Raw genomic sequence first — 24,740 nt, forward strand, 5'->3', positions numbered from 1 at the left:
CCGCATTCAGCCGGGCAAGGGTCCGGCGACTGTGCTTGTCGCCCCGGCGATCCGTGCGCGCGTTCATCGGGGAAACAACCCGAATTGCTCTTTAAGGACGAGCATGTCGAGCGCCGCCTGTGCTGCGCCACCGCCCTTGTTTTTCTTGCCTTTCAATGCCCGCTCCCATGCCTGATCAGAATTTTCGCAGGTTATTATCCCGTTGCCGACCGCAATGCAATATTCCATCGCGATATCCATCAGGCCACGCGCGCTTTCCTCGGATACCGTATCGTAATGCGAGGTCTCCCCGCGGATAACACAGCCAAGGGCGACATAGGCATCATAGCGCCGGCGCCCGCCCATGAACTCCATGGACTTGAGGGCAAAACGGATGGCCGCCGGTATTTCAAGGCAGCCCGGCACCCGGACCACCTCATAGACCGCGCCCGCCTTGTCCAGCACCTCTTTCGCGCCGTCCAGCAGGGCGTCAGAAATGTCGCGGTAGAAGTCGGCTTCGACCACCAGCACATGAATATCCTTGCTCATTCTCAATCCTTTCCGGTGATCGCGCGGGTTTCGGTGATCGACAGGCCATAGCCGTCAAGCCCGACCACGGTTCGCTGGTTATTGGAGAGCAGAATCATCTCCCGGACCCCGAGGTCGAGCAAAATCTGCGCTCCGATCCCATAATCGCGTAGCTCTGACTGTTGCTTGAGCGGTTCGCCGACCTTGCGGCGGACCCGTTCGGAGAGCGCCATGGGGCGCGGCTCGCGGATCAACACGACAACCCCCGAGCCCGCCTTGTCGATCTGGACCATGGCGTTATGGAGAACACCGGGATGTTCGTCAAGCTCACCGAGCACGTCGCCGAGCAGGTTGAGCGCATGCATACGCACCAGCACCGGTTCTCCGGTGCCGACATCGCCCTTGACCAGCGCCACATGCTCCGCATATTCAGGCTTGTTGGAAAAGACGATCATTTTCCAGTCGCCGCCATATAGGCTCGAAATATCTGCTTCGACCTCGCGCTCGATCAGACTGTCATGACGGCGGCGATAGGCGATGAGATCGGCAATGGTCCCGACTTTAAGGCCGTGAAACTGGGCGAACCTCACGAGGTCTGGAAGTCTGGCCATGGTACCGTCGTCATTCATGATCTCACAGATCACTCCGGCGGGCATCAGGCCGGCAAGACGGGCGATATCGACCGCCGCCTCGGTATGTCCGGCGCGGCGCAGGACCCCGCCCTCACGCGCCACCAGCGGGAAGACATGGCCGGGGCTGACGATATCCTGACTGCCCTTGCCCGGATCGATGGCAACGGAAATGGTGTGGGAGCGATCAGCGGCGGAAATGCCGGTGGTCACCCCTTCGCGCGCCTCGATCGAAACGGTGAAATTGGTCCGGAGGCGAGAGCCGTTATCCTGCGCCATCAGTGGCAGGCCAAGCTCGTTAATCCTCTTTTCCGTCATCGACAGGCAGATCAGGCCGCGGCCATATTTCGCCATGAAATTGATGGCATCCGGCGTCGCCATCTGCGCCGGGATCACCAGATCACCCTCGTTTTCCCGGTCTTCCGCATCAACCAGAACAAACATTTTACCATTGCGGGCATCATCGATGATTTCCCTGGCGGAGGAAAGATATTCTTTATAACTCATTTCTTGTTGTTCACCTCTGTCATGCGCGCAACATACCGCGCCAGCACGTCAATTTCAAAATTCAGCCTGTCCCCGACGGCAAGCGCGCCGAAGGTCGTATGTGCCTGGGTATGCGGGATGATGTTCACGGCAAAGGTTGTTTCCGTTACCTCGTTGACCGTCAGCGATACCCCGTCGAGAGCGACAGAACCCTTCGGCGCAACAAACCCGGCGTAGGCACCGGGCAGCGAGAATACAAGCTTGGTTGACGCGCCGATCGTGGTCATTTCCAGAAGCTCGACCGCCGCATCGACATGGCCGCTGACGACATGGCCGCCAAGCTCATCACCAACTTTCAGCGCGCGCTCAAGATTAATCGCCGTTCCCGGCTTCCAGGCGCCGAGGCTGGTGCAGGACAGCGTCTCAGCCGAGGCCGTGACCGCGAACCAGCCGTCGCCCTTGTCGACAACCGTCAGGCACGGGCCCGAACAGGCGATGGAGGCCCCCATATCGATCGTCGCCGTATCATAAGCGGTTTCGATTTCAAAGGTGGTATCGCCAGCCTTCTCGATGTCCCTGATCCGCCCGATATCTGTGATGATGCCTGTAAACATATGCTCAATTCCGCAAAAAATAACTTTCCAACAGATCTTCTCCCAACCGGCGTTCCTCGATCAGCTGGATTTCCGGCGCATCGGCAAGCTGCCTCAAACCAATGGATTGCAGGACGGGAATGCCGTCCCCGCCAATGATCCTGCTGGCCCGAAACCACATCAAGCGATCCGCCAGTTCATCTTTTATCAGCGTTGCCAGAAGATGGGAACCTCCCTCGGCAAGTATTCTTGTTATGCCACGTGCGGCAAATTCGGCTAATCCTTTGCGCAAATCGGGAAGACCCGATTCCTCCGCCGCCACCTCAATCACCGTCACCCCGAGATCAGTAAAGGCCTGCCGCCGGTCGCGGTCGTTTCCCGGCACCGTCAATATCCACAGCGGCGCCTTCTTTACGGTCTTGACGAGAGCCGACGTCAGCGGCAGGCGCAGACGCGAATCCGCCACGATCCGCACCGGTGACTGGTCTTCCAGCCCGGCAATTCGGCAGGTGAGTTCCGGGTCATCGACCATTGCCGTACCGACGCCGATCATGATGGCGTCATTCTCGCTCCGGAGTATATGGCTATAGCGGCGGGCGATCCGGCCGGTGATCCATTTGCTATCGCCGGTCGTTGTTGCGATTTTACCGTCTAGGCTGGTCGCCATTTTCAGGGTGATCAGCGGCCGCTTCTGGGTGCGGGTGAGGATGAACCCGGCGTTCAGATAGGCCGCCTCAGTCGCAAATAGCCCCTCTGCCACTTCAATCCCCGCCGCCCGCAGCATCTGCAGACCCTTGCCGCTAACGCGCGCGTCCGGATCCTCAAGGGCGGCAACGACGCGGCTCACCCCGGCGTCGATGAGGCTGGTCGCGCAGGGCGGTGTTTCCCCCTGATGGGCGCAAGGCTCCAGCGTGACATAGGCCGTTGCTCCGGCGGCCTTCTCGCCTGCCTGGGCAAGCGCCATGGTTTCTGCATGGGGCCGTCCGCCGTCCTGGGTCCAGCCACGGCCGACGACCTGCCCGTCGCGCACCAGCAGGCAACCGACCGCCGGATTGGGTGCGACACGGCCCAGCCCCCGCGCTGCGAGACGCAGGGCGATGCGCATATAATGCTGGTCCGTGATATCCATCTGTGTCGTCATTGGGGGTCGGTGCCCGACTCAACTGGCAACGGTGCCGCTCAGCTCGCCAATAAACTCTTCAAAGTCCTTGGCTTCCCGGAAATCCTTATAGACGGAGGCGAAGCGCACATAGGAGACACTATCAAGCGCGGACAGTCCTTCCATCACCAACTCCCCAATGCGGTCCGAGGGAACATCCGGATCACCGCTGCTTTCCAACTGCCGGACAATGCCGTTGATCATGCGGTCGACCCGGTCCGGATCGACCGGGCGCTTGCGGGTGGCAATGCTGATGGAGCGTTCAAGCTTTTCCCGCTGGAACGGCGCCCGCGCCCCGTCTTTCTTGATCACCGACAGTTCACGGAGCTGCACCCGCTCAAAGGTCGTGAAGCGGGCGCCACAAGTCGCACAGGCCCGCCGCCGCCGAATCGCGGTATTATCTTCGGTCGGACGACTATCCTTGACCTGCGTTTCTTCACTGCTGCAAAATGGACAGCGCATTTATTTTGCCCCCTGTTTATTCAGGCCGCCCGACGCCATTTCCAATCTACATATCAGGATACAGCGGAAAAGCATCACAGAGCAGTTTAACCTGTCCACGCACTTTTTCCTCGACGGCAGTGTTATCCTCCGGATTTGCGGCCAGTCCGTCAAGAACTTCGGCGATCAGGTCGCCGACTTTCACAAATTCTGACGCGCCAAAGCCACGAGTTGTCGCCGCCGGGGACCCCAAACGAACGCCCGATGTCACCATCGGTTTTTCTGGATCGAACGGAATGCCATTTTTGTTACAGGTGATATTGGCATTTTCAAGTGCCCGTTCTGCAATGTTTCCAGTTAGTTTCTTTGGCCGCAGATCGACCAGCATAACGTGGGTATCCGTGCCGCCCGACACAATATCAAAGCCGTGACCCATCAATGTCTTGGCGAGAACAGCCGCATTTTCGACTACCTGGGCCGCATAGGTCTTGAACGCGGGTGTCAGCGCCTCGCCAAAGGCGACCGCCTTGCCGGCGATGACATGCATCAATGGTCCGCCCTGCATGCCCGGGAAAATCGCCGAGTTCACTTTCTTGGCGATTGCCTCGTTATTAGTGAGAATCATGCCGCCGCGCGGACCGCGCAGAGTCTTGTGGGTTGTCGTGGTGGCGATATGCGCATGAGGGAACGGGCTTGGATGCACACCAGCGGCAACGAGGCCTGCAAAATGTGCCATATCGACCATCAGATAGGCCCCGACCTCATCGGCAATCGCCCGGAAGGCAGCAAAATCAATATGACGGGGATAGGCGGAGCCGCCGGTGATGATCAGTTTGGGCTTATGTTCCTGCGCGAGGCTGCGAACCTCGTCAAAATCGATCTGATGGCTGTCTTTGTCGACGCCATAATGCACGGCGTTGAACCATTTGCCAGACTGGTTCGGCGCAGCGCCATGGGTGAGATGTCCACCCGCCGCAAGCGCCAGGCCGAGGATGGTATCGCCGGGCTTGATCAGCGCCATAAAGGCGCCCTGATTAGCCTGCGAGCCGGAATTCGGCTGGACATTGGCAAAGCCGCAGCCGAACAGTTCCTTCGCGCGTTCAATCGCCAGCGTCTCAACGATATCGACATATTCGCAGCCGCCGTAGTAACGACGTCCCGGATACCCTTCGGCATATTTGTTGGTGAGAACCGAACCTTGCGCCGCCAACACCGCCGGACTGACGATGTTTTCGGACGCGATCAGTTCGATCTGGTCCCGTTGCCGCCCCAGCTCCTGCCCGATCGCCCGAAACACGTCTGGATCGTTGCGCTCGAGATCGGCCTTGAAGAAATTTGTCAGTTCAATACTTTGCATCGTCACCTGTAGAACTCCATTATTGCTGGACAATACTTGCGACAAGCATTGTCATCTATCAAAAACCCGCCCTGAAACAGGAATCATACCTCGAAGTAATCCCGAATCAGGCAACGACGCCCCCTGCGAAATGACTGTATTTTGACGACAATACAAGCTTTTGGTAATCGCCGGGCCGACCGCAGAAACTGCGCGGGTTGGATAGCACATGACGGGGGCAGTTCCTAGAAAAAGTCAGCCTTTGCGGATTTTTTTTTCATAACGGTTATTTCACAAGAAAAACCCACAAAGTTACCCCGCAATACAACCTAAAGCACTCATTAAGCACGTAAATATTCACAATTTTCAAAATAAGTATCTACTGTCATGATTATTTAAATATAACGAAATTGGAAATAAAACTCGGGACCCGGTCTATAAATTCAGCAACCAGTATTGACTTTCATAGGCAGTCCATCACATGTAGAGACAGCAACTGAATCCCCAAACAGAATTGAATAACCATCAAATGACACAAACCATATCGAAAGATCCAAATATAGCACCGCAGTCGGAACGGGAAGAAATCCTGAGAATGACAGCGGATATAACCTCCGCCTATGTCAGCAATAATGAACTCGGCAATAGCGAACTGGTTGAGGTAATCAAGTCGGTTTATAATTCGCTGGCAAACCTGGAGACGGGACAGGATGTGGATCCGGCCGCGCTCAAACCCGCGGTGCCGGTAAAGAAATCCGTTCAGGATGACTACATCATCTGCCTGGAAGACGGCAAACAGCTTAAAATGCTGAAGCGCTATCTGCGATCCAATTACGACATGACTCCAGATGAGTACCGGTCAAAATGGAGCCTGCCGGCGGATTATCCGATGGTGGCGCCCGCCTATGCCAAGCGCCGGTCGGATTTTGCCAAGGAATTTGGACTCGGCCGCAAGCGCAAGTCCGCCTGATCTGCTGAAAAGCCCGGTCTAGACAATAATTCCGGGCTTTTTTTTGGCCTCAGAGGGGGCCGCCTTCTCTTTGGCTGCACCATTTTTTCCAAGAACAAACAGCAGTTTTTGCAGCGCCGCGCGCTGAAGATCCTCCCGTCGCGCCGTGCTCGGCCCGACAAGGGAGACTTCTGTCAATGTCGCCGCATCAATTGCGGACACCTTGACCGAGGCACCATGCTGCTGGAATTCAATGATATATTCCATCTTTTCGCCGTCCCCAGACATCGCCGCCCCGTTTCCTCGCCCGTTATCCCGCCCGCGACTATAGCCGTAACCACCGGCAAACCGGAAGCATATTGATGTTATCTGCCAAAGTCGCTAAACAAACGGATAACTGTTATCTCTTTCAAGAACAAAACCCAAACCGAAAAATCGGAGAGTATTTATGAGCAGCGCCTCAACCAAGCCCGCCTTTGACCCCGTCGATCCGTTCCTGCTGGAAGACCAGCTGACCGAGGAAGAGCGCCTCGTCCGCGATACCGCTCGCGATTATTGCCAGGAAAAACTGATGAGCCGGGTGCTCCTCGCCAACCGCAATGAAACCTTCGATCGGGACATTTTCACAGAAATGGGCGAGCTCGGCCTTCTGGGCTCGACCATCGACGGCTATGGCTGCGCCGGATTGGGCTATGTGTCCTACGGCCTTGTCGCGCGCGAGGTCGAGCGGGTCGATAGTGGTTATCGTTCGATGATGAGCGTGCAGTCGAGCCTTGTCATGCATCCCATCCATGCTTACGGCACGGAAGCGCAGCGCGAAAAATACCTGCCCAAGCTGGCGACCGGCGAATGGATCGGCTGTTTCGGCCTGACCGAGCCTGATCACGGCTCCGATCCCGGCTCCATGGTGACGCGTGCCAAAACCGCTGATGGCGGCTACCGTCTCAACGGCGCCAAGATGTGGATCACCAATTCCCCCGTCGCCGATGTCTTCGTCGTCTGGGCGAAAACCGACGATGGCGTCATTCGTGGCTTTGTGCTGGAAAACGGCATGGAGGGCCTTTCCGCCCCCAAGATCGAGGGGAAATTCTCGCTTCGCGCCTCGATCACCGGCGAGATTGTCATGGATAATGTCTTCGTGCCGGAAGAGAACCTGCTGCCCAATGTCAAGGGCCTCGCCGGGCCGTTCGGCTGCCTCAACAACGCCCGTTTCGGCATTGCCTGGGGCGCGCTCGGTGCCGCCGAGTTCTGCTGGCAGGCCGCACTCAACTACACGATGGAACGCAAGCAGTTCGGCCGCCCCCTCGCCGCCAACCAGTTGATCCAAAAGAAACTCGCCGATATGCAGACGGAAATCTCCATCGGGCTGCAAAGCTGCCTGCGCGTCGGCCACCTGAAGGACGAGGGCCGCGCGGCCCCGGAAATGATCTCGCTGATCAAGCGCAATAGTTGCGGCAAGGCCCTCGATATCGCCCGGGTCGCCCGCGATATGCACGGCGGCAACGGCATTTCCGATGAATATCACGTCATCCGCCATGTCATGAACCTGGAAGCAGTCAATACCTATGAGGGCACCCATGACGTGCATGCGCTGATTTTGGGCCGCGCCCAGACCGGCATTCAGTCCTTTACGGGGGCGTGAAGGACCGGCAAGATATCCAACAATAAACAGCATCAAGCTGCGGGAGAAAAAAAATGAAAATAGCGGGTAAGAATATCGTCATCACCGGCGGGGCGAGCGGCATCGGCAAGGCTCTCGCCATCCGTTTCCATGCGGAGGGGGCGAAAAGCATCACCGTCGCCGATTTGCAGGAGGAGCCGCTGAAGGAAGTGGCCAAATCCGTGAACGGTCTCGCTGTGCCCTGCGATGTTGCAAAGGAAGCCGACATCAAGAACCTCGTGGCGAAAGCCGAGGAGGCCTACGGCCCGATCGATATCTTTGTTTCCAACGCCGGGATTGCCCGCGGCGGATGGGAGGAAACCCCCAACGAGACATGGCAGCTCAATTGGGACATCCATGTCATGGCCCATGTCTATGCCGCCCGCGCTGTGGTCGACAAGATGATTGCCAACGGCGGTGGCTATCTCGTCAATACCGCCTCCGCCGCCGGACTGCTCAGCCAGATCGACAGCGCCACCTATGCCACCACCAAGCACGCCGCCATCGGTTTCGCCGAGACGCTGGCCATCCGTTACGGCGACAAGGGGGTACGCGTCTCTGTCCTCTGCCCGCAGCAGGTGCGCACGGCAATGACCGCAAGTAACATGCAAGGGGTTGCCTCGGTTGACGGGACGATGGAGCCGGAGGAGCTTGCCGATTGCGTGGTCGAGACCATGGACCGGGAAGAGTTCCTCATCCTCCCGCACCCTCAGGTGCTGGAATATATGCGCCGCAAGACCAGCGATTACGACCGCTGGCTAAAGGGTATGCGCAAGCTCCGGGATATGTTTACGCACCGCGAACCAACCTGACCGCCAGCATTAATCTAGCGTCTAGTTGCCGCCTTCCAGCATGAGATCGAGATTCTGGACGGCGGCACCCGAGGCGCCCTTGCCGAGGTTGTCAAACACCGCGGCGAGCAAGACCTGCCCCTTCTCCTCACTGCCGAAAACGTAAATCCGTAAATCATCGGAGCCGGCCAGCATATCGCCATGCAGGCGTGTGACCTGCCGCGCCTCATTGAGCGGGACAACCGTGACATGCGGGGTGTTTTCGTAATATTTGGCAAGAAGCTGGTGCAGACCTTCAATCGTCGGCGATCCGGTCAAATGCGCGAGGTCAAGTCCGACCTGCGTGATCATCCCTTGCGGGAAATTGGCAACGCTCGGCACGAATACCGGCGGCTTGGTGAGCCCGCCATAGACCTTCATCTCCGCCAGATGCTTATGCTGCAACTGCAGGCCATAGACCTGGAACGGGCTCGGTGCGTAGGCCTCCGACCCTTTATCCTCATATTGCTCGATCATTTGCTTGCCGCCGCCCGTATAGCCAGAGACAGCCGCGACCGAGACCGGATAGTCCGGCGGCAGCAGACCGGCGCGGACCAGCGGGTGCAGGCAGAGCACCACCCCGGTCGGGTAGCAGCCGGGATTGGCGACACGGTGCGCGGCACGGATCAGGTCCGCCTGTTCGGGCAGGTATTCGGGCAGGCCATAGACCCAGCCGGGGGCGATGCGGTGCGCGGTGCTGGTGTCAATGATCCGCGTAGAATTCGCGCGGGCGAAGGACACACTCTCGCGCGCTGCCGCGTCGGGCAGGCAGAGGATGGAGATATCCGCATCCGCCATCGCCTCGGCCCTTTTCGCCGGGTCCTTCTTGTCGGACTGGTCAAGGGTGATGAGCGCAAGGTCGGCCCGCTCCGCGAGCCGCTCGCGGATCTGCAGCCCCGTCGTGCCTGCCGATCCGTCTATAAAAATATGCTTCGTCATCGTTCCGCCTCGCCGTAAATTTCCGTCGTCCCGCCAGGATACCACGCGGTTCCTATTTTTTCGCTAATGTCTTTAGCAAAAAGGAGACCGTCCTGTCTATGGTCCCGAAATCCGCGAGATCATTATGACCGGCGCCCTCGAGCGCGACAAACTCGGTGCCCTTGGGCGCCAGCGCCGCCAGCTCCCTTCCTTGCGCGATGGGAATCACCTTGTCCTCGGTGCCATGGATGATCAGGATCGGCGCCTGCAGCTTGCCGATGACCTTGTCGGAATGGAAGGTGTATTTCATCATGAAGTCCCGCGGCGCCCAGCCCATGCGATAGCGGGCGATGGCCGGGAGCGAGGTCATGGGTGATTTTAACACCACCGCGAACGGGGGCCGCAGCGCCGCCACCGGGATCGCGATCCCCGTGCCGAGCGAATGGGCTACGATCCCGATCGGCGCGTCCGATTGCGCGCGGAGGAAATCATAGGAGGCCAGCCCGTCGCGGATCACCCCCTCCTCCGTCGGCTTGCCCGTGCTGCCGCCATAGCCGCGATACTCGGCGAGCAGAACCCCAAAGCCGGCCTTCACCAGCGCCTCGCCGAGCGGGAACTGGTTGGAGGCGAGTTCCGCATTGCCATGAAAGACCAGAATACGCGCCTGCCCCGCCTCTGCCGGATGATACCAGGCCCGGAGCCGCTCCTGATCACGTGTAGTGATCTCGACCCTCTCAAAACTCCCCACCGGCCCCGCCGGCCCAACCGCGTCCGGCACCGGAAAAGTGAAAATATCCTGAAACTGGTACATCACAAAAAACGGGATGATGCCAAAGATCATCACCAGCGCAAACAGCCAGAGGGATATTTTTTTACGGAGAGTCATGGGGGATTTTGTACAGGAAGATAAATCACTAGAACAGCGATTGTGCTACTTCAATGACGAATAAAACGTAAAAACATAAAATAATGTCAGCAATGGCGAAATTTCAGTTCTCAACACGTAGCTTTAGCACCACAATCTTTTGCGGACTAATATTTTGACCGCTTGCCACTTTAGGAATTTGCAGTTCGCTATTTTTGCCAGTTATTTTGACAGTATTATCAATGTATCCTTCTATCCACTTAGTATAAATTTGATCTCCAAGATATTTTGCTGCAATCTCTTCTTCTGACATTCCTTTCTCAAGGGTTACCCATCCGTCAATTTGTGGCGGAATCATAATTACTTCCCCCGTATTCAAAAGTGAAGGTTCCACAATTTGGGGATTTAGCGCCCAAATATCTCGCCAAGCCTGGCCGTTTCCCGTAGCCGCTTTAGCAATCTCATACATAGAATCCCCACTTTTTACAGTATAACTAATTGCTGGTGTGGCAATTTCAGAGATATCAAAGTTAAGTTTCGATGACAGTAGATTAATTTGATCTACGCCTATTTTGTAAAAATTTAAAATCGAAGCTAGCTCACTTGACGTATCTTGTACGCTACTAAGTTCGGCGGGTGCATTAGGATAACTTGCCCGAATATAACCGTATATAAGATTAGTTTGCTGATTTCTAAATTTATCTATTGTTTCTCCGTAAAGAATAATTAATGCAGTGCCATCTGCGTAACAATTTTGACTACCATACCGGTAAAAGTAGGCACTAGTATCAAGAGTGCCGCGACTTTGTCTCCTATATACATGACAATCCGGCAATGTGGATATCTTGTTCTCTTCAGGCGTAGTAGGTTCATAAAAAATCCCTACTGCATCTACTTTCTCATTATTCATTCGGTCTAATATTGAGTTTACTACATCAGAAATCGGGGATTTCGAGGCGTCCGCAAGTTTTTTCATGTTAATCAAGGTCCATCTCGAAAATTCGTAATGTGAGATATTATGTCCGTCACTTGACTTGATACGTACCGAACAACTCTCAGACCGGATAGACGCCACCTTGTTACAAAATTCTTGAGAAAAAGCAGGGCCAGAAAAAGTAAAAATTGTAGTTAAAAATATAAATACAGTAATTTTATTGACGCGCATATCGTTGCCCCTTTCTGTTATAGAAAAAGTATTGTTTTAAATGGAGTGTCTTTGCCATCAATAGGTATTTCTATAGTTAATTTTCTAAAATCTATTTTACTGCAATCAATTCTTTCTTTCTCACAAATCAATACTTTAATTTCAGGTATTTTATGGATCCGTTCCTCCAGTTTTTTACCATCAAACACTGGCTCAACAGCAACAATGAACCAAGCTGTTTTAGCGGGAGGTATTTCTGTTTTACCCTTTTCTTGAAAGTGCGCGACAACAGATACTTTAGATACGGGCTGAGTCTTACCGCTACTTTGAATTAGCAAAAGCTCATTTTGACTATTTAGCCGCGCGATAAATTCTATCCCGGAAAAATATCTGTTACTTTCAGTTTGTATAATAACTGTCTGGAAAATCGAGAGAATTAAACTGGCAAGCGCAATGACGCCGACAATTAAAGCTATCGGCTCTTTGGCCCAAATATTCTTTAGCCAATTAGAAAAGCACTCCATTGCCTGCCCCATTTACATAATTTAAGCAATTATATCCTAATATTATAATACATGCAAGGTTGTGATACAGAACATCTTTTTATGGTTCCTGAAATATAGAAAAATATCTTTACATTGGATGAGAGGATTTTCAGTTAAGTACTCATATTAACCTACGGCTACATTTCACCGCCCCCTAAACACCGGTTCCCGTTTCTCCAGAAACGCATCTATTCCCTCGGCGTAGTCCTCCGAGGTAATCGCGACGGTGTATTGGTCGATATCCATGTAACTCACGGCGTGGTTGAGGGCGTTGGCGGCGACGCTGGCGCCCTGTTTGATCATGCAGACGGGGAGCGGCGGGCGGGCGGCGATTTTTTGGGCATATTCCAGCGCGAGGGCGTAGGCACCGCCGGGCTCGGCGATTTCCTCGACAAGGCCCCAGCGTTGCGCGGTTTCGGCGCTGATCTTGTCGGCGACAATGCAGAGCTGCTTGGTGCGGGCCGGGCCCATAAGGTTGACCATGCGCGGCACCGACTGCCAGCTCATGTTCATGCCGTGGCGGATCTCGGGCACCCAGAAAGTGGCGTCCCTCGCGGCGATGCGCATATCGCAGGCAACGCTGAGCGCGACCCCGCCGCCGATGCAGTATCCCTCGACCGCGACAAGGGTCATCGGCTCCAGCTTTTCCCAGGCCGCACTCATGCGCGGGCCGACGCGGAGCATCTCGCGCCGCTCCATCACCCCCGCCGTGATCCGCGCCTTCGCCGCCGGGTCTTTCAGATCAAACCCGGCAGTGAAGTTATTTGCGTTCCCCGTGAGGATAATGACGCTGGTCTCGGTGTCGCCCTCGAACGACTGGGCGGCGCGGGTCAGTTCGGCCATCAATTCGGTCGAAAGCGGGTTCATGTCATGGCCACGATCAAAGCGGACGGTGGCGATACGGCCCTCGCGGGTGATGGTTACATACTTGTCGCTCATGGAATTTCCCCTTATTGTTTTTTATTCACGTCACGCCGCCTCAAAGAAAGGCCCTCTCATGACCGCTTATCTCATTGCCCGCATCCGGGTTACCGACCCGGATCAATATGAAGTCTATAAATCACTGGCGCCAATCGCCATTAAAAAATACGGCGGGCGCTATCTCACCCGCGGCGGGGAGATGCAAACAGTGGAGGGACCTGAGGAGACATCGCGCGTCGTGATCCTGGAATTCCCGGATATGGCGGCGGCGCGGGCCTTTTATGACAGCCCGGAATATAAAAAGGCACGCGACGCCCGGGCGACCGCTGCCGACGGACAGTTCGTTCTGCTGGAGGGGCTGGAAACGCCGCTCTGGTAGGGGTTCAGAACAGCTCCCCGCCCTCGAGAGGCGCGAAATAAACATCGGTGACCGCGTCCCCCACCGCCTCAAGCATTGCGGGATTCCAGAGCGGCCGCTGGTCCTTGTCGATCACGGCGGCGCGGGTGCCTTCATAGAAATCGACGCCCTCGATCACGCGCATCACCATGCGGAACTCCATGCGCATGCAGTCATCGAAATCAAGCTCGGCACCGCGGGCAAGCTGCTCGAACGTCAGCATGAGGCTAGTCGGGGATTTTTTCCGCAGGGTTTTCGCCGTATCGCGGGCAAAGGCGCCCGCATCCTCCGCCTCAAGGTTTGTGAGAAGATCGAGCATGGTCGGCTGATCGAACAGCCGGTCGATCTCCGCCCTGTTTTCAGCTAACGGGGCGCTGCCCGGGTCTTCGCGAAAGTCGGCGATGATCCGGCTGACGTCCTCGGCCTTTGCCACGCCCGCCGCCAGCGCATCCTTCAGGGCATCGAGTTTGCTGGCGGGCACATAGTCCGTGGCGACCTCGGCATAGAGCGCATCCGCCGCCTTTAGCCGTGCCCCGGTGAGGCCAAGATACAGGCCGATCTTGCCGGGACAACGGGGGAGAAAATACGATCCGCCAACATCGGGGAACAGGCCGATGCCGCTCTCAGGCATGGCGAACAGCGTATTTTCCGTGGCGATACGGTGGCTGCCATGGACGGAAACACCAACGCCCCCGCCCATGACGATGCCGTCGATCAGCGCGATATAGGGCTTGGAGAAATGCTTGATGCGGGCGTTGCACAGATATTCGTCACGATAGAAATGACGCGGATAATCGCCCTTGGCCCGCCCCTCATTATAGAGCTTGACGATATCACCGCCGGCGCAGAAGGCGCGATCCCCCGCTCCCTCGATCACCACGGCAGCAATGGCCTTGTCCTTGTCCCAGTCATCGAGTTTCGCCGTGAGGGCGAGACACATCTCATGGGTCAGCGCATTCAGCGCTTTCGGACGGTTGAGGGTGACAAGACCGATCTTGCCCCGAACCGCAAACAGGATTTCCTCTTCCGTCGTCATCTTTAGCCTCTCCCCTGCCCGTCGGACAGTTTTCGCGCGATAACCACGCGCATGATCTCGTTGGTTCCCTCCAGTATCTGGTGCACCCGGGTGTCGCGGACAAACCGTTCCAGCGGAAAATCGCGCAAATAGCCGTAGCCGCCGTGAAGCTGCAACGCCTCATTACAGACGTTAAACCCGACGTCGGTGGCGAAGCGCTTGGCCATGGCGCAAAAAAGCGTTGCCTCTGGATCCTTCGCGTCGAGCTTGGCCGCCGCCTGCCGGATCATCAGCCGCGCTGCCTCCAGTTCCGTCGCCATATCAGCAAGGCGGAACTGCACGGCCTGGAACTCGCCGACCGGCTTGCCGAACTGCTTGCGGTCGGCGGTGTAATCCTGTGCGAGTTCCAGACAGGCGCGCGCCGCGCCAATCGAGCAGGCGCCGATATTGATGCGCCCGCCATCAAGGCCCATCATCGCGATCTTGAAGCCGTCGCCTTCGGCACCGATGAGGTTTTCTGCGGGCACCCGGCAGTCATCGAACCGGACCTCGGCTGTCGGCTGCGAATTCCAGCCCATTTTCCGCTCCTGTGCGCCGAAGCTGATCCCGGGCGTGTCTTTGGACACGGCGATGCAGCTAATCCCGCGCGGACTGTCGTCGCCGGTGCGGACCATGGTCACATAGACATCAGCCTTGCCGCCACCGGAGATAAAGGCTTTCGCCCCGTTCAGCACATAATCGTCGCCGTCGCGCACTGCCTTGGTGCGCAGCGCTGCCGCATCGGACCCCGATCCCGGCTCGGTCAGGCAATAGCTGGCGAAATGCTCCATGGTGGTGAGTGTCGGCAGGAATTTTGTCCGCACTTCATCGCTGCCGAACCGGTCGATCATCCAGCTCGCCATGTTATGGATGGAGATATAGGCCGCCGTCGAGGTGCAGCCCGCCGCCAGTTCCTCAAAGATAATCGCGGCATCGAGGCGGGTGAGTGCCGAACCACCATGTTCCTCGCCGACATAGATCCCGGCGAAACCCAGCTCCGCCGCCTGACGGAGTTCCGCGACAGGAAATGTTTTATCCTCGTCCCATTCTGCGGCCTCGGGGGCGAAAACATCGGCTGCGAAGCTTCGCGCCATATCGCGAAACCCCCTCTGATCTTCTGATAAAGTAAAGTCCATGGGCGCTTGCCTTTTTGTTGCTGAACCTCGTTGATACGATCTTGACCCGAGGCTGTCAACGGTGAACCAAACGCTCGTTAGGTTCAAGTATTTGCCGCCCGGCCCACATCGGGATAGTATGCCGAAAATTACCATATCGAGTGCGATAACTTCAGGAAAATCCACCCATGAATACCCAAGCGCCCCACTTTCCCCGCACGCGCATGCGCCGGGTCCGCAAAAACGGCTGGTCGCGGCGGCTGGTCGCGGAGAATATTCTCACCCCCGATGACCTGATCTGGCCGGTGTTCGTGCATGAGGGCAAGAACCGTGCGACGGAAATTCCGTCGATGCCCGGCGTGCAGCGCCTGAGCCTCGATCTGCTGGTGACGGCGGCTAAGGAGGCCTACGGCCTTGGCATTCCGGTGATCGCGTTGTTCCCGGCCATAGATCCGGGCCTTAAAAGCGAGGATGGGCGCGAAGCCGTCAATCCGGACAACATTATCTGTAAGGCGATCCGCGCGCTGAAGGACGCACTGCCGGATATGGGCGTGCTCTGTGATGTCGCGCTTGACCCCTTCACCACCCATGGGCAGGACGGCCTGTTGCAAGACGGCTATGTTGTCAATGACGAGACGATTGAGGTTTTAATTGCGCAAACGCTCAATCAGGTCGAGGCCGGCTGCGATATCATCGCCCCCTCCGACATGATGGACGGGCGTATCGGCGCGCTCCGCGACGCGCTGGAGCGGGAAGGACATGTCAATACCGCGATCATGTCTTATGCCGCCAAATATGCCTCGGGCTTCTACGGGCCGTTCCGCGATGCAGTTGGCTCCACCGGCAATCTCGGACAAGGCGACAAGCGCACCTACCAGATGAACCATGCCAACAGCGACGAAGCGCTGCGCGAGGTGGCGCTGGATATCAACGAGGGCGCCGACATGGTGATGATCAAGCCGGGCATGCCCTATCTTGATATCTGCCGCCGGGTCAAGGACGAGTTCGGCGTGCCGACCTTCGCCTACCAGGTGTCGGGCGAATATTCGATGCTCGCCGCCGCCGCCATTAACGGCTGGCTCGACCGCGACAAGGTGGTGATGGAAAGCCTGCTCGGCTTCAAGCGCGCGGGCTGCGACGGTGTCCTCACCTATTTCGCCGTCGAGGCCGCGAAGAATTTACAAGTATAAGCCGGGCCGCGCCTTACCTGCCGCCCGAGGCATCGAGCAATGACCCGGTGATATAGGACGCCTCGTCTGACAACAACCATAGGGTCGCATCGGCAATTTCCTGCGCCTGCCCGCCCCGCTGCATCGGCACCCCGCTCTTCACCCGGTCAACACGATCCGGCTCGCCGCCGCTCGCATGGATATCCGTATAGATGACGCCCGGACGCACCGCGTTGACGCGGATACCGTCGGCAGCGACTTCCTTGGCAAGTCCCATTGTCATTACGTCAATCGCCCCCTTGGACGCGGCATAATCAACATATTCATTGGGACTGCCAAGCCTCGCCGCGATGGAGGAGATATTGACGATGCCGCCACCGCTACCACCATGCGCTATCGACATGCGACGAACCGCCTCACGGGCACAAATAAATGGCCCGGTGATATTGGTCGTGAACATGCGGTTGAGCCGCTCAAGGCTCATCTCCTCAACTTTTGCGGCCACATCGACGATCCCGGCATTATTGACGAGAGCGCCAAGCGGCGCCAGCTTTTCATCCACCGCCGCAAACATTTTGAGGATATCCGCCTCGACCGTCATATCGGCCTGAACCGCAATCGCCTTGCCTCCTGCCGCGTCGATCTCTTTCACCACCGCCTCAGCCGCGGCCTTGTTGCTCTGGTAGTTGACGCAGACCTGATACCCCTTTTGCGCCGCTTTCAGCGCAATGGCCCGACCGATACCACGGCTTGCACCGGTCACAATCATCGATTTATCCATTATCTGTTCCTTCCCTGTAATGCCCGATCGATATCCGCGATCAGATCCTCCGCCTTCTCGATCCCGATGGACAGGCGCAGCAGGTCCGGCGGGCACGGCGTACCGGCGCCCTCGACGCTCGCACGATGCTCGACAAGGCTCTCGACCCCGCCCAGCGACGTCGCCCGCTTGATCAGCGTCAACCGCGCCGCAACTGCCATCGCCGCCTCTTCGCCGCCCTCGATACAAAGGCTAAGCATGCCCCCAAAACCGCCACTCATCTGCCGCGCCGCAATCTCATGGCCGGGATGTGACGATAGGCCCGGATAGAGCACAGCGCGTACACCGTTTCGCCCCTCGAAATGCCGAGCGATGGCGAGCGCGTTCTCGGAAGCGCGCTCAACCCGGAGATGCAGGGTACGCATGCCGCGCAGCAGTAGCCAGGCCTCGAACGGGCCGGGAATCGCTCCGCCCGCCCTACGGTTCACGCAGACCCGCTGCCAGAAGTCATCATCGCGCGCGGTGACCAACGCCCCCGCCAGCACATCGGAATGGCCATTGAGATACTTGGTCGCTGAATGCATGACAATATCGGCGCCGAGGGCAAGCGGCTGGGTGAGTAACGGCGTCGCCACCGTGTTATCCACCGCGAGATGAGCCCCCGTCTCTTTCGCAACCGCTGCCCATCCGGCAATATCATCGATGGTCCAGGTCGGATTGGCCGGGGTTTCCAGCCACAGAAGCTTTGTCTTGCCGGGACGAACCGCCGCCTTTAATGCCGCGAGGTCGCCGTTGGGCACAAGGCTTAGCTCGATCCCCCAGCTTTTGCCGACAGTCAGCAACCAGTTGCGCAAACTCCAGTACATAATCTCGGGCGCAATCATATGATCGCCGGGACGGAGCGCCTGAATAACCGCAAGGGCCGCCGACATGCCAGAGGAAAAGAGAAGCGCCTGATACCCATCCTCGAGCCGGCACAGCAACTGTTCGGGCTGGTCATAATTGGGGTTGTGATCGCGGGTATAGACGCGGCCCGCGGCATAGCTACCATCGGTTTCCCGCTCATAGGTGGTACTTGGAAAAATGCCCGGGATAAGACCCTTATGCTCCGGCTCCAGCCACCCAAGGGCCTGGGCCGCCAGAGTGTCAGGGCTTAACTTTTTAGTGTCGTCGGTCACGGCGTAAGTTCCTTAAAAAAATAATGATATGCACTTATAACGTGTTTAAAAGTCATTATATTCATCTTTTAGGCTATTTCAGGAGAGTGTTATGAGCCTCATCACCGACGTCCTTGTCTGTCTGAATGATCAACGACGCGAGGCCGGACTGGCGCCGCTCACGTCGAACAGTCTCCTGATGCAAACCGCCCGGCAGCATGCGGAATTCATGAACGCCGCGCAAGTCCTATCGCATGGCGGCGAGAACCGTTCTACCTTCGAGGAGCGGATCCGGGCGACAGGGTATCGCTTCACCGCTGCCGCCGAGAATGTTGCCAAGGGCGCGGTTAATGCCGACGGGGTTCCGCCTATGGATGGACAGCCCGCCGAACCGCGCCAATATCCTTAACCCGAATTTACGCGATGTCGGCCTTGGCATTTCCCCCGAAGAATCGGAAGATATTATCGAGCGGTACTGGTCGCTCTCGCTCGCCGCACCGGCACCTCCACAAGGGGCCTAGCTGTTCAGCTTCCGCAGACGACAGATCAGGCTGGAGGTATCCCAGCGGTTGCCGCCCATATTCTGGACATCGGCATAATACTGATCGACCAGCGCCGTGTTCGGCAGGCTGGCGCCGACCTGGTCGCCAGTTGCGAGGCAGATCCCGAGATCTTTTCGCATCCAGTCGACGGCGAAGCCGTGCTCGAACTCGTCCGCGATCATGGTCTTGTAGCGATTCTCCATCTGCCAGCTTTGCGCCGCCCCCTTGGAGATCACCGCAATGACCTTGGCCGCATCGAGCCCCGCCTTCTCGGCGAAATGGATCCCCTCGGACAAGCCCTGAACGACCCCGGCGATGCAAATCTGGTTGACCATCTTGGTCAGTTGCCCGGCGCCGACATCGCCCATCAGCATGCAGGCGCGGGAGTAGGCGTCGATCGGATCCTTCGCGCGCTCGAAATCCGCTGCATCGCCGCCGCACATCACGGTAAGGACGCCGTTTTCCGCCCCCGCCTGACCGCCGGAAATCGGCGCATCGACAAAGCCAATGCCCTTGTCCCGTGCAAGGCCACCAATCTCGCGCGCGACTTCGGCCGACGCGGTGGTGTGATCGATGAAGATAGCGCCTGATTTCAGGGTCGCAAGAATGCCGCTCTCGCCAAGGACAACACTGCGCAAGTCATCGTCATTGCCAACGCAGGTCATGACAAAATCCGCACCCTCCGCAGCGCTGGCCGGTGTATCGGCCTTGCTGCCGCCATACTCGGCCACCCATTTTTCCGCCTTGGCGCCGGTGCGGTTATATACCGTGACGTCATAGCCCACCTTTTGCAGAAACCCAGCCATCGGGTATCCCATAACGCCGAGCCCTACAAATGCTGCCTTTTTTCCCATATGCTGCCGCCTCCAATTGAAATTTCATGCCCCCGTTGTAGCGGTTTGTCGCAATGCTTTAAAGGCCCATAACGGAATTTTCCGACACGCGGAAAAGGGAGCTACATATCGTGGTACTGGCCCTTGTGAAAGAGAAGGGCCTTCTCGTCCTGCCCCATCCGGACATGGGTTACGCGGCAGACGAAAACCGCATGGTCACCGCCGTCATGAATGGCAAAAGTCTCGCATTCAAACACGGCGAGGCTATCGCTGAAAACCGGGCATCCATTCTCCCCGATCTCGAAATCGACACCGTCAAAGCGGTGCTCGCGAGTAATGGAAAAGCGGTCGGAAAGGTGACGCTGTTCCGGCGTCAGCACATTGACGGCAAACTTGCCGGCGGCCCTGAACTCCGAACAATGGCCACCGACATGGGCAAGACTGAACAGCACAAGCGGCGGATCGAGCGAGACCGAACTGAAGGAATTGACGGTAACGCCCAGCGCTTCGTTATCAGCGGCCCGGGACGTGATCACCGTTATCCCGGTTGCAAAGCAGCCGAGCGCGTTTCTAAATTCTTTCGCATCAAAACTCATATCAGGCAACCGCAAGTCATTCTTCGTCAGGGACCGTCCGGGCCGAGCCGCAAACGGCTCGCACTCTCCCATAGTTATACATCAAAATCATCTTTTTTCTAGCCATCTGCGGACTGGCCCCCGCCGCCGCCGCCCCGGCACCGGCCCCGGTGACTGTCGCCCGGGCAGTCGGCCTTCATTAAAAACTTCCTAAAATTGCACACGCTTTCTTAACCAATTTCGTTCCAAAATCAGCGCAACATTTCCTGGACAGGTTAAATAAAGGCACATTCGCGAATGTTTTGGATTATCGGCATTGTTGTTACATTCGGTTCCGTCGCCGGTGGGTACGCCCCGCACGGGAGCTTTGCCGTGCTGTTTCAACCGCTGGAGTTTCTTATTATTCTCGGCGCGGCGGCAGGGGCATTCTTGCAGGCGAACCCGAAATGGGTGATTTTCGGCGTGCTGAAATCAATGGGCAAGCTGATCAAGGGCTCGCCTTATGATAAAAACGCTTACACAGAATTACTGACCCTGATGTATGCCGTATTCAAGCTGTCCAAAACAAAGGGCATGATTGCCCTTGAGCCGCATATCGAAAACCCGTCGGAAAGTGCTCTCTTCCAGAATTTCCCGAGTTTCATGAAAAACCACCACGCCCAGGATTTCATCTGCGATTACCTGCGCCTGATGACCATGGGCACGGAAAATCCGCATGAACTTGAAGCGCTGATGGATCAGGATATCGAAACTCATCACAATGAATCCCACGCCATCGCCGGATCGGTTACCGCGCTTGGCGAGGCGTTGCCGGCCTTTGGTATTGTCGCCGCCGTCCTCGGGGTGATCGTCACCATGGGATCAATTGCCGAACCACCGGAGGTTCTCGGTGGCTTGATTGCCGCGGCGCTTGTTGGAACATTTTTTGGTATTTTCGTGGCCTATGGCGTATTTTCACCAATGGGCAAGAATCTCGAACAATTCGGGGAGGCCGACGGTAAATATTATGAATGCATGAAACAGGGCCTGCTCGCCCATTTGCAAGGATACGCCCCGGCGGTTTCCGTCGAGTTTGCCCGCAAAACCCTCTATAATCACGAGCGGCCCTCCTTCCTTGAAGTTGAACAGGCCTGTGATGAAGCCCCAACGATCTGATATGCGCCACATTTGCAAAAAGGGCCTGATCCATGGCCGATGAGATTGCGCCGATCATTGTCAAAAAGGTCGTCAAGGGCGGCCATGCTGCCCATGGTGGCGCCTGGAAAGTCGCCTATGCCGACTTTGTAACGGCGATGATGGCATTTTTCCTGCTGCTATGGCTCCTGAACGTGACCACCACGGAGCAGAAGGAAGGCCTTTCCAACTATTTCGCCCCCACCACCTCCAGCATAAGCCAGTCAGGCGCCGGAGGAATTCTCGGCGGACAAAGCATGCAGTCGGAAGGCGCCCAGGTCTCGAACAAGGGCGTGCCGTCGGCGGTTTCCAGCATCAAACCACCGGAGGAAGGCAAAAAGGACGATGGGGAGGCAACCAAAACCCGCGACATGGAAGAAGCAGAACTCCTTGAGAAATTAGCGAAAATTGAGGAGATCAGTTTCGAGGATGCCCGGAACGAGATCCGGCAGGCCATCGCCAAGGATCCGGATTTATCCGGGCTGCAGGACAATATCATCATCGACATGACGCCGGAGGGCCTGCGCATACAGATCGTCGACCAGTTCGATGAAAGCATGTTCGAAAGTGGCAGTGCGGAAATCAAGCCGCGCATCCAACGCCTTGTCAACATGATTGCCAAATCGATCGAGAACCTGCCCAACAAACTCTCCATCAGCGGTCATACGGACAGCTCGACCTATAATGGCGGGAACTATAGCAACTGGGAACTCTCCTCGGACCGGGCGAACGCCAGCCGCCGCGCCCTCATTGAGGCCGGCCTGAAACGCAAAAGAATTCAAAAGGTCGCCGGGCGCGCCGATACTGACCCACTAATCTCTGACGATCCTTCCAACCCCGGAAACCGGCGCATCAGCATCGTGCTGTTGCGCGAAAATCCGGTCCTGCCCCCAAACCTGAAATAGACAGGCTACATTTTCCAGACAAGTAATTTGGTCTTGCGGCGATCTTTAACCTTGATGATCCGGTCGGGCTTGTGACCGGGCACCGTGAAACTGTTACTGATGAACAGGCTGCCGGGCTTCATCTCCCGCTTCGCCTTGCCATAGAGCCGCGCCATCGGCACCGGGGACAGGAAACAATAAACCACATCAAACCCGGATAAATCTGCCCGGAAAATATCCCGGCAGCGAATGGATAAATTATCGCCTGCCCCGACTTTTCCGAGCAGCCATGACAGCGCGAAGGGCAACGGCGCAGTTTCAAGGCCGGTGAAAGCGGTCTCCGGCACATTTACTGCCAGATACCGAAGCGTACCGCCAAGACCACTTCCCAGATCAACAAAATGGCGACGTGGCTGCCGTGCCAGCAGGGCAAGAAGCGCGGCGGACGTGGCCTGGTTGGTTAAGTACAGCGGCACGCGGTTGCCGACGACATTCCAAAACGACAGTACAAGTAACAGGATGATGACCGGAAACACCCAGGCCGGCAACTGCAGCCAAAGTGCGAACAGGAGCAGAAGCGGCGCGAGCGCCTGCCCGATCACCCAGCCGCGCGACAATCCCGCAAGAGCGGAAACCACCGCCGCTAGAAAGCCCTGTGCCAGCATGAGCCAGAACAACGGGATACCGTAGCCCAACATTGTTTCCACGCTCGGCCGCAGCAGGTAAAGAGCGCCGAAAACAACGGCTTGAACCGCCATTGCCTTGAATGCCGGGGAAATGTCTTTACCCCATACTTTCTGACGCCTCATCGAAACTCTAGCCAACTGCCCCGGCGGACCGGATCAGTGCGGTTTCCTTGATCGGCCAGTGCAGCAGGGCGGAGATCAGGCCGAGCGCCACACTGATCCACCAAACCACATCATAGGAGCCGTAGAGATCAAACACGAACCCGCCGAGCCAGGCGCCCAGAAACGCCCCGATCTGGTGGCCGAAAAAAACGAACCCGAACAGGGTCGTCATATATTTCGGTCCGAACAGGACGGCAACCAGCCCGGAGGTCAGCGGCACCGTCGATAACCACAACAGCCCCAGAATGGCTGAAAAAATCATGATGGTCAGCGGACTTATCGGGATCAGGATGAAGGCCACAAATAGCGCTGAGCGGGCAAAATACAGCGAACTTAGCAGATATTTTTTGGAGAATTTACCGCCAAGATAGCCCGCTGTCAGCGACCCGATGACGTTAAAGAAGCCCACGATGGACAGCGCGATCGCCCCGTATTCCGCGCCGACATGCTTGTCGACGATATAAGCGGGCAAATGCACAGCCAGGAACGTGACATGAAACCCGCAGACGAAGAAGCCCATAAACAACAGCCAGTAGCTCCTGTTTCCCGCGGCTTCGCGTATGGCGGCGGTCAGGTTGAGCGCACCGGCGGCGGCGCTGTCCTCCGCCTTGCCGCGCACGGCAGCAGAGGCCGGAATCATCAGCAATGAGCAGAAACCGATCAGGATCAGCGCCATCGACCAGCCATATTCAGACAGAAACGCCTGCCCCAGCGGCACCATGATAAACTGCCCGAGACTGCCCGCGGCACCAACAATGCCGAGCGCCATCGAACGTTTTTCCTCGGACACCGCGCGGCCGACGGAACCGATCACGACGCCAAAACCGGTGCCCGATAGGCCAAGGCCGATCATCAGGCCAGCGGAGAGATGCAGCCCCGCCTCCGTCGTAGTCTGCGACATCATGAACAGCCCCGCGGAATAAACGAGCGCGGAGACAAACAGGGTTTTGCCAGATCCATATTTATCGGCAATCATGGAGGCGAACGGCTGCGACAGGCCCCAGACGATATTCTGGATTGCCAGCGCCAGCCCGAAAATCTCGCGTCCCCAGCCCAGATCCGTGGAGACCGGTTCCAGGAACAACCCGAACGCCGCGCGCGACCCCATGGCAAGCAGGCTGATCAATCCCCCCGCCAAAATTAGAATGAGAAAAGACCTCGATTGCATTCTTTCAACTCCGAAAGGTATTCGTAAATACCGGACGCGCCCACGACAGCATTGAATTATTGTATTTAATTCAACAAGTACC

At 57.1% G+C, this 24,740-nt stretch carries 29 protein-coding genes; 9 read left to right on the top strand and 20 right to left on the bottom strand.

Annotation, left to right across the window (positions count from 1 at the left end; translation table 11 throughout):
- Window positions 1-63: 63 nt before the first annotated feature.
- Genes ACESNI_RS03380 through glyA form a run of 6 tightly spaced genes read right to left on the bottom strand, consistent with a single transcriptional unit; the run spans window position 64 to window position 5,172 of the window.
- Window positions 64-528 carry a 6,7-dimethyl-8-ribityllumazine synthase gene (locus ACESNI_RS03380; protein ID WP_373085042.1) on the bottom strand — a complete coding sequence of 155 codons (465 nt, stop codon included), beginning with the start codon at window positions 526-528 and terminating at the stop codon, window positions 64-66.
- Between the two features lie 2 nt (window positions 529-530).
- Window positions 531-1,643: a 3,4-dihydroxy-2-butanone-4-phosphate synthase gene (gene ribB, locus ACESNI_RS03385; RefSeq protein WP_373085044.1), complete on the bottom strand. Its 1,113-nt coding sequence runs from the start codon at window positions 1,641-1,643 to the stop codon at window positions 531-533.
- A complete protein-coding gene (locus ACESNI_RS03390) occupies window positions 1,640-2,236 on the bottom strand; it encodes a riboflavin synthase (protein ID WP_373085045.1) in 597 nt (198 codons plus the stop codon). Before ACESNI_RS03390 ends, ribB begins: the two co-directional genes overlap by 4 nt.
- Window positions 2,237-2,240: 4 nt before the next feature.
- Window positions 2,241-3,356 (bottom strand): bifunctional diaminohydroxyphosphoribosylaminopyrimidine deaminase/5-amino-6-(5-phosphoribosylamino)uracil reductase RibD, encoded by a 1,116-nt coding sequence (gene ribD / locus ACESNI_RS03395; protein WP_373085046.1) that lies wholly within the window; start codon window positions 3,354-3,356, stop codon window positions 2,241-2,243.
- Between the two features lie 18 nt (window positions 3,357-3,374).
- Entirely contained in the window at window positions 3,375-3,836 is a 462-nt protein-coding gene (nrdR, locus tag ACESNI_RS03400; protein WP_373085048.1) for a transcriptional regulator NrdR, read from the bottom strand.
- A 46-nt stretch (window positions 3,837-3,882) separates the two neighbouring features.
- The gene (glyA, locus tag ACESNI_RS03405; RefSeq protein WP_373085085.1) at window positions 3,883-5,172 is read right to left on the bottom strand and encodes a serine hydroxymethyltransferase; all 1,290 of its coding nucleotides are present in this window, start codon (window positions 5,170-5,172) and stop codon (window positions 3,883-3,885) included.
- 574 nt (window positions 5,173-5,746) lie between these two features.
- On the opposite strand from glyA, the gene ACESNI_RS03410 reads away from it, so the two are divergent.
- Window positions 5,747-6,121 carry a MucR family transcriptional regulator gene (locus ACESNI_RS03410; protein WP_373085050.1) on the top strand — a complete coding sequence of 125 codons (375 nt, stop codon included), beginning with the start codon at window positions 5,747-5,749 and terminating at the stop codon, window positions 6,119-6,121.
- Between the two features lie 18 nt (window positions 6,122-6,139).
- On the opposite strand, the gene ACESNI_RS03415 is transcribed toward ACESNI_RS03410, so the two are convergent.
- On the bottom strand, window positions 6,140-6,388 hold the full coding sequence (locus ACESNI_RS03415; RefSeq protein WP_373085052.1) for a hypothetical protein: 249 nt from the start codon (window positions 6,386-6,388) through the stop codon (window positions 6,140-6,142).
- A gap of 160 nt (window positions 6,389-6,548) precedes the next feature.
- Here ACESNI_RS03415 and ACESNI_RS03420 point away from each other — a divergent pair, with 160 nt between their 5' ends.
- Window positions 6,549-7,742: an acyl-CoA dehydrogenase gene (locus ACESNI_RS03420; protein WP_373085054.1), complete on the top strand. Its 1,194-nt coding sequence runs from the start codon at window positions 6,549-6,551 to the stop codon at window positions 7,740-7,742.
- Window positions 7,743-7,795: 53 nt separating this feature from the next.
- Entirely contained in the window at window positions 7,796-8,572 is a 777-nt protein-coding gene (locus ACESNI_RS03425) for an SDR family oxidoreductase (RefSeq protein ID WP_373085056.1), read from the top strand.
- A gap of 21 nt (window positions 8,573-8,593) precedes the next feature.
- On the opposite strand, the gene argC is transcribed toward ACESNI_RS03425, so the two are convergent.
- The 5 genes from argC to ACESNI_RS03450 all read right to left on the bottom strand — a co-directional run bounded on the left by argC (window position 8,594) and on the right by ACESNI_RS03450 (window position 13,001).
- Window positions 8,594-9,529 carry an N-acetyl-gamma-glutamyl-phosphate reductase gene (argC, locus tag ACESNI_RS03430; RefSeq protein ID WP_373085058.1) on the bottom strand — a complete coding sequence of 312 codons (936 nt, stop codon included), beginning with the start codon at window positions 9,527-9,529 and terminating at the stop codon, window positions 8,594-8,596.
- 52 nt (window positions 9,530-9,581) lie between these two features.
- Window positions 9,582-10,394: an alpha/beta hydrolase gene (locus ACESNI_RS03435; RefSeq protein WP_373085060.1), complete on the bottom strand. Its 813-nt coding sequence runs from the start codon at window positions 10,392-10,394 to the stop codon at window positions 9,582-9,584.
- A 103-nt stretch (window positions 10,395-10,497) separates the two neighbouring features.
- Window positions 10,498-11,538 carry a LysM peptidoglycan-binding domain-containing protein gene (locus ACESNI_RS03440; protein WP_373085061.1) on the bottom strand — a complete coding sequence of 347 codons (1,041 nt, stop codon included), beginning with the start codon at window positions 11,536-11,538 and terminating at the stop codon, window positions 10,498-10,500.
- Window positions 11,539-11,555: 17 nt separating this feature from the next.
- The gene (locus tag ACESNI_RS03445) at window positions 11,556-12,053 is read right to left on the bottom strand and encodes a hypothetical protein (RefSeq protein WP_373085062.1); all 498 of its coding nucleotides are present in this window, start codon (window positions 12,051-12,053) and stop codon (window positions 11,556-11,558) included.
- A gap of 153 nt (window positions 12,054-12,206) precedes the next feature.
- Window positions 12,207-13,001 (bottom strand): enoyl-CoA hydratase/isomerase family protein, encoded by a 795-nt coding sequence (locus ACESNI_RS03450; protein WP_373085063.1) that lies wholly within the window; start codon window positions 12,999-13,001, stop codon window positions 12,207-12,209.
- A 58-nt stretch (window positions 13,002-13,059) separates the two neighbouring features.
- Between ACESNI_RS03450 and ACESNI_RS03455 the strand changes: the two genes are divergently transcribed.
- Window positions 13,060-13,362, top strand: coding sequence for a DUF1330 domain-containing protein (locus tag ACESNI_RS03455; protein ID WP_373085064.1), 303 nt, complete (start codon window positions 13,060-13,062; stop codon window positions 13,360-13,362).
- A gap of 4 nt (window positions 13,363-13,366) precedes the next feature.
- On the opposite strand, the gene ACESNI_RS03460 is transcribed toward ACESNI_RS03455, so the two are convergent.
- Entirely contained in the window at window positions 13,367-14,416 is a 1,050-nt protein-coding gene (locus ACESNI_RS03460) for an enoyl-CoA hydratase/isomerase family protein (RefSeq protein ID WP_373085065.1), read from the bottom strand.
- 2 nt (window positions 14,417-14,418) lie between these two features.
- Window positions 14,419-15,570: an acyl-CoA dehydrogenase family protein gene (locus ACESNI_RS03465; protein WP_373085066.1), complete on the bottom strand. Its 1,152-nt coding sequence runs from the start codon at window positions 15,568-15,570 to the stop codon at window positions 14,419-14,421.
- 167 nt (window positions 15,571-15,737) lie between these two features.
- Between ACESNI_RS03465 and hemB the strand changes: the two genes are divergently transcribed.
- Window positions 15,738-16,739 carry a porphobilinogen synthase gene (hemB, locus tag ACESNI_RS03470; RefSeq protein ID WP_373085067.1) on the top strand — a complete coding sequence of 334 codons (1,002 nt, stop codon included), beginning with the start codon at window positions 15,738-15,740 and terminating at the stop codon, window positions 16,737-16,739.
- Between the two features lie 13 nt (window positions 16,740-16,752).
- Here the strand turns inward: hemB and ACESNI_RS03475 are convergent, their stop codons facing one another.
- Both ACESNI_RS03475 and ACESNI_RS03480 read right to left on the bottom strand, forming a co-directional pair.
- Window positions 16,753-17,499, bottom strand: coding sequence for an SDR family oxidoreductase (locus ACESNI_RS03475; protein WP_373085068.1), 747 nt, complete (start codon window positions 17,497-17,499; stop codon window positions 16,753-16,755).
- Complete coding sequence (locus ACESNI_RS03480) at window positions 17,499-18,656, bottom strand: PLP-dependent aspartate aminotransferase family protein (protein ID WP_373085070.1); 1,158 nt, start codon at window positions 18,654-18,656, stop codon at window positions 17,499-17,501. Before ACESNI_RS03480 ends, ACESNI_RS03475 begins: the two co-directional genes overlap by 1 nt.
- A 91-nt stretch (window positions 18,657-18,747) precedes the next feature.
- Here ACESNI_RS03480 and ACESNI_RS03485 point away from each other — a divergent pair, with 91 nt between their 5' ends.
- Window positions 18,748-19,044, top strand: coding sequence for a CAP domain-containing protein (locus ACESNI_RS03485; RefSeq protein ID WP_373085071.1), 297 nt, complete (start codon window positions 18,748-18,750; stop codon window positions 19,042-19,044).
- Window positions 19,010-19,156: a hypothetical protein gene (locus tag ACESNI_RS03490; RefSeq protein ID WP_373085072.1), complete on the top strand. Its 147-nt coding sequence runs from the start codon at window positions 19,010-19,012 to the stop codon at window positions 19,154-19,156. The genes ACESNI_RS03485 and ACESNI_RS03490 overlap by 35 nt, the downstream gene beginning before the upstream one ends.
- Here the strand turns inward: ACESNI_RS03490 and ACESNI_RS03495 are convergent.
- Both ACESNI_RS03495 and ACESNI_RS03500 read right to left on the bottom strand, forming a co-directional pair.
- Window positions 19,153-20,031: an NAD(P)-dependent oxidoreductase gene (locus ACESNI_RS03495; protein ID WP_373085073.1), complete on the bottom strand. Its 879-nt coding sequence runs from the start codon at window positions 20,029-20,031 to the stop codon at window positions 19,153-19,155. The two genes, ACESNI_RS03490 and ACESNI_RS03495, sit on opposite strands and share 4 nt — an antisense overlap.
- A gap of 101 nt (window positions 20,032-20,132) precedes the next feature.
- Window positions 20,133-20,606, bottom strand: coding sequence for a flavin reductase family protein (locus ACESNI_RS03500; RefSeq protein WP_373085074.1), 474 nt, complete (start codon window positions 20,604-20,606; stop codon window positions 20,133-20,135).
- A 276-nt stretch (window positions 20,607-20,882) separates the two neighbouring features.
- Between ACESNI_RS03500 and motA the strand changes: the two genes are divergently transcribed.
- Window positions 20,883-21,740, top strand: coding sequence for a flagellar motor stator protein MotA (gene motA, locus ACESNI_RS03505; protein WP_373085075.1), 858 nt, complete (start codon window positions 20,883-20,885; stop codon window positions 21,738-21,740).
- Window positions 21,741-21,772: 32 nt separating this feature from the next.
- Window positions 21,773-22,663, top strand: a complete 891-nt coding sequence (gene motB, locus ACESNI_RS03510) for a flagellar motor protein MotB (RefSeq protein ID WP_373085076.1) — start codon at window positions 21,773-21,775, stop codon at window positions 22,661-22,663.
- Between the two features lie 5 nt (window positions 22,664-22,668).
- Here the strand turns inward: motB and ACESNI_RS03515 are convergent, their stop codons facing one another.
- Both ACESNI_RS03515 and ACESNI_RS03520 read right to left on the bottom strand, forming a co-directional pair.
- Window positions 22,669-23,451, bottom strand: a complete 783-nt coding sequence (locus tag ACESNI_RS03515) for a class I SAM-dependent methyltransferase (protein ID WP_373085077.1) — start codon at window positions 23,449-23,451, stop codon at window positions 22,669-22,671.
- A gap of 7 nt (window positions 23,452-23,458) precedes the next feature.
- Window positions 23,459-24,658, bottom strand: a complete 1,200-nt coding sequence (locus tag ACESNI_RS03520; RefSeq protein ID WP_373085078.1) for an MFS transporter — start codon at window positions 24,656-24,658, stop codon at window positions 23,459-23,461.
- Window positions 24,659-24,740: the final 82 nt, after the last annotated feature.

The organism is Sneathiella sp. (genome assembly GCF_041689005.1).
Taxonomy (GTDB): domain Bacteria; phylum Pseudomonadota; class Alphaproteobacteria; order Sneathiellales; family Sneathiellaceae; genus Sneathiella.

What these genes read in the sequence shown, in the direction of transcription:
- ACESNI_RS03515 (WP_373085077.1), bottom strand. Translation starts at nt 23,451, where the DNA reads ATGAGGCGTCAGAAAGTATGGGGTAAAGACATTTCCCCGGCATTCAAG.
- ACESNI_RS03460 (WP_373085065.1), bottom strand. Translation starts at nt 14,416, where the DNA reads ATGACGACGGAAGAGGAAATCCTGTTTGCGGTTCGGGGCAAGATCGGT.
- ACESNI_RS03425 (WP_373085056.1), top strand. Translation starts at nt 7,796, where the DNA reads ATGAAAATAGCGGGTAAGAATATCGTCATCACCGGCGGGGCGAGCGGC.
- ACESNI_RS03420 (WP_373085054.1), top strand. Translation starts at nt 6,549, where the DNA reads ATGAGCAGCGCCTCAACCAAGCCCGCCTTTGACCCCGTCGATCCGTTC.
- glyA (WP_373085085.1), bottom strand. Translation starts at nt 5,172, where the DNA reads ATGCAAAGTATTGAACTGACAAATTTCTTCAAGGCCGATCTCGAGCGC.
- ACESNI_RS03465 (WP_373085066.1), bottom strand. Translation starts at nt 15,570, where the DNA reads ATGGACTTTACTTTATCAGAAGATCAGAGGGGGTTTCGCGATATGGCG.
- ACESNI_RS03490 (WP_373085072.1), top strand. Translation starts at nt 19,010, where the DNA reads ATGGACAGCCCGCCGAACCGCGCCAATATCCTTAACCCGAATTTACGC.
- ACESNI_RS03410 (WP_373085050.1), top strand. Translation starts at nt 5,747, where the DNA reads ATGACAGCGGATATAACCTCCGCCTATGTCAGCAATAATGAACTCGGC.
- ACESNI_RS03435 (WP_373085060.1), bottom strand. Translation starts at nt 10,394, where the DNA reads ATGACTCTCCGTAAAAAAATATCCCTCTGGCTGTTTGCGCTGGTGATG.
- motB (WP_373085076.1), top strand. Translation starts at nt 21,773, where the DNA reads ATGGCCGATGAGATTGCGCCGATCATTGTCAAAAAGGTCGTCAAGGGC.
- ACESNI_RS03450 (WP_373085063.1), bottom strand. Translation starts at nt 13,001, where the DNA reads ATGAGCGACAAGTATGTAACCATCACCCGCGAGGGCCGTATCGCCACC.
- hemB (WP_373085067.1), top strand. Translation starts at nt 15,738, where the DNA reads ATGAATACCCAAGCGCCCCACTTTCCCCGCACGCGCATGCGCCGGGTC.
- ACESNI_RS03485 (WP_373085071.1), top strand. Translation starts at nt 18,748, where the DNA reads ATGAGCCTCATCACCGACGTCCTTGTCTGTCTGAATGATCAACGACGC.
- nrdR (WP_373085048.1), bottom strand. Translation starts at nt 3,836, where the DNA reads ATGCGCTGTCCATTTTGCAGCAGTGAAGAAACGCAGGTCAAGGATAGT.
- ACESNI_RS03475 (WP_373085068.1), bottom strand. Translation starts at nt 17,499, where the DNA reads ATGGATAAATCGATGATTGTGACCGGTGCAAGCCGTGGTATCGGTCGG.
- ACESNI_RS03495 (WP_373085073.1), bottom strand. Translation starts at nt 20,031, where the DNA reads ATGGGAAAAAAGGCAGCATTTGTAGGGCTCGGCGTTATGGGATACCCG.
- ACESNI_RS03440 (WP_373085061.1), bottom strand. Translation starts at nt 11,538, where the DNA reads ATGCGCGTCAATAAAATTACTGTATTTATATTTTTAACTACAATTTTT.
- argC (WP_373085058.1), bottom strand. Translation starts at nt 9,529, where the DNA reads ATGACGAAGCATATTTTTATAGACGGATCGGCAGGCACGACGGGGCTG.
- ribD (WP_373085046.1), bottom strand. Translation starts at nt 3,356, where the DNA reads ATGACGACACAGATGGATATCACGGACCAGCATTATATGCGCATCGCC.
- motA (WP_373085075.1), top strand. Translation starts at nt 20,883, where the DNA reads ATGTTTTGGATTATCGGCATTGTTGTTACATTCGGTTCCGTCGCCGGT.
- ACESNI_RS03445 (WP_373085062.1), bottom strand. Translation starts at nt 12,053, where the DNA reads ATGGGGCAGGCAATGGAGTGCTTTTCTAATTGGCTAAAGAATATTTGG.
- ribB (WP_373085044.1), bottom strand. Translation starts at nt 1,643, where the DNA reads ATGAGTTATAAAGAATATCTTTCCTCCGCCAGGGAAATCATCGATGAT.
- ACESNI_RS03455 (WP_373085064.1), top strand. Translation starts at nt 13,060, where the DNA reads ATGACCGCTTATCTCATTGCCCGCATCCGGGTTACCGACCCGGATCAA.
- ACESNI_RS03390 (WP_373085045.1), bottom strand. Translation starts at nt 2,236, where the DNA reads ATGTTTACAGGCATCATCACAGATATCGGGCGGATCAGGGACATCGAG.
- ACESNI_RS03500 (WP_373085074.1), bottom strand. Translation starts at nt 20,606, where the DNA reads ATGAGTTTTGATGCGAAAGAATTTAGAAACGCGCTCGGCTGCTTTGCA.
- ACESNI_RS03380 (WP_373085042.1), bottom strand. Translation starts at nt 528, where the DNA reads ATGAGCAAGGATATTCATGTGCTGGTGGTCGAAGCCGACTTCTACCGC.
- ACESNI_RS03520 (WP_373085078.1), bottom strand. Translation starts at nt 24,658, where the DNA reads ATGCAATCGAGGTCTTTTCTCATTCTAATTTTGGCGGGGGGATTGATC.
- ACESNI_RS03415 (WP_373085052.1), bottom strand. Translation starts at nt 6,388, where the DNA reads ATGTCTGGGGACGGCGAAAAGATGGAATATATCATTGAATTCCAGCAG.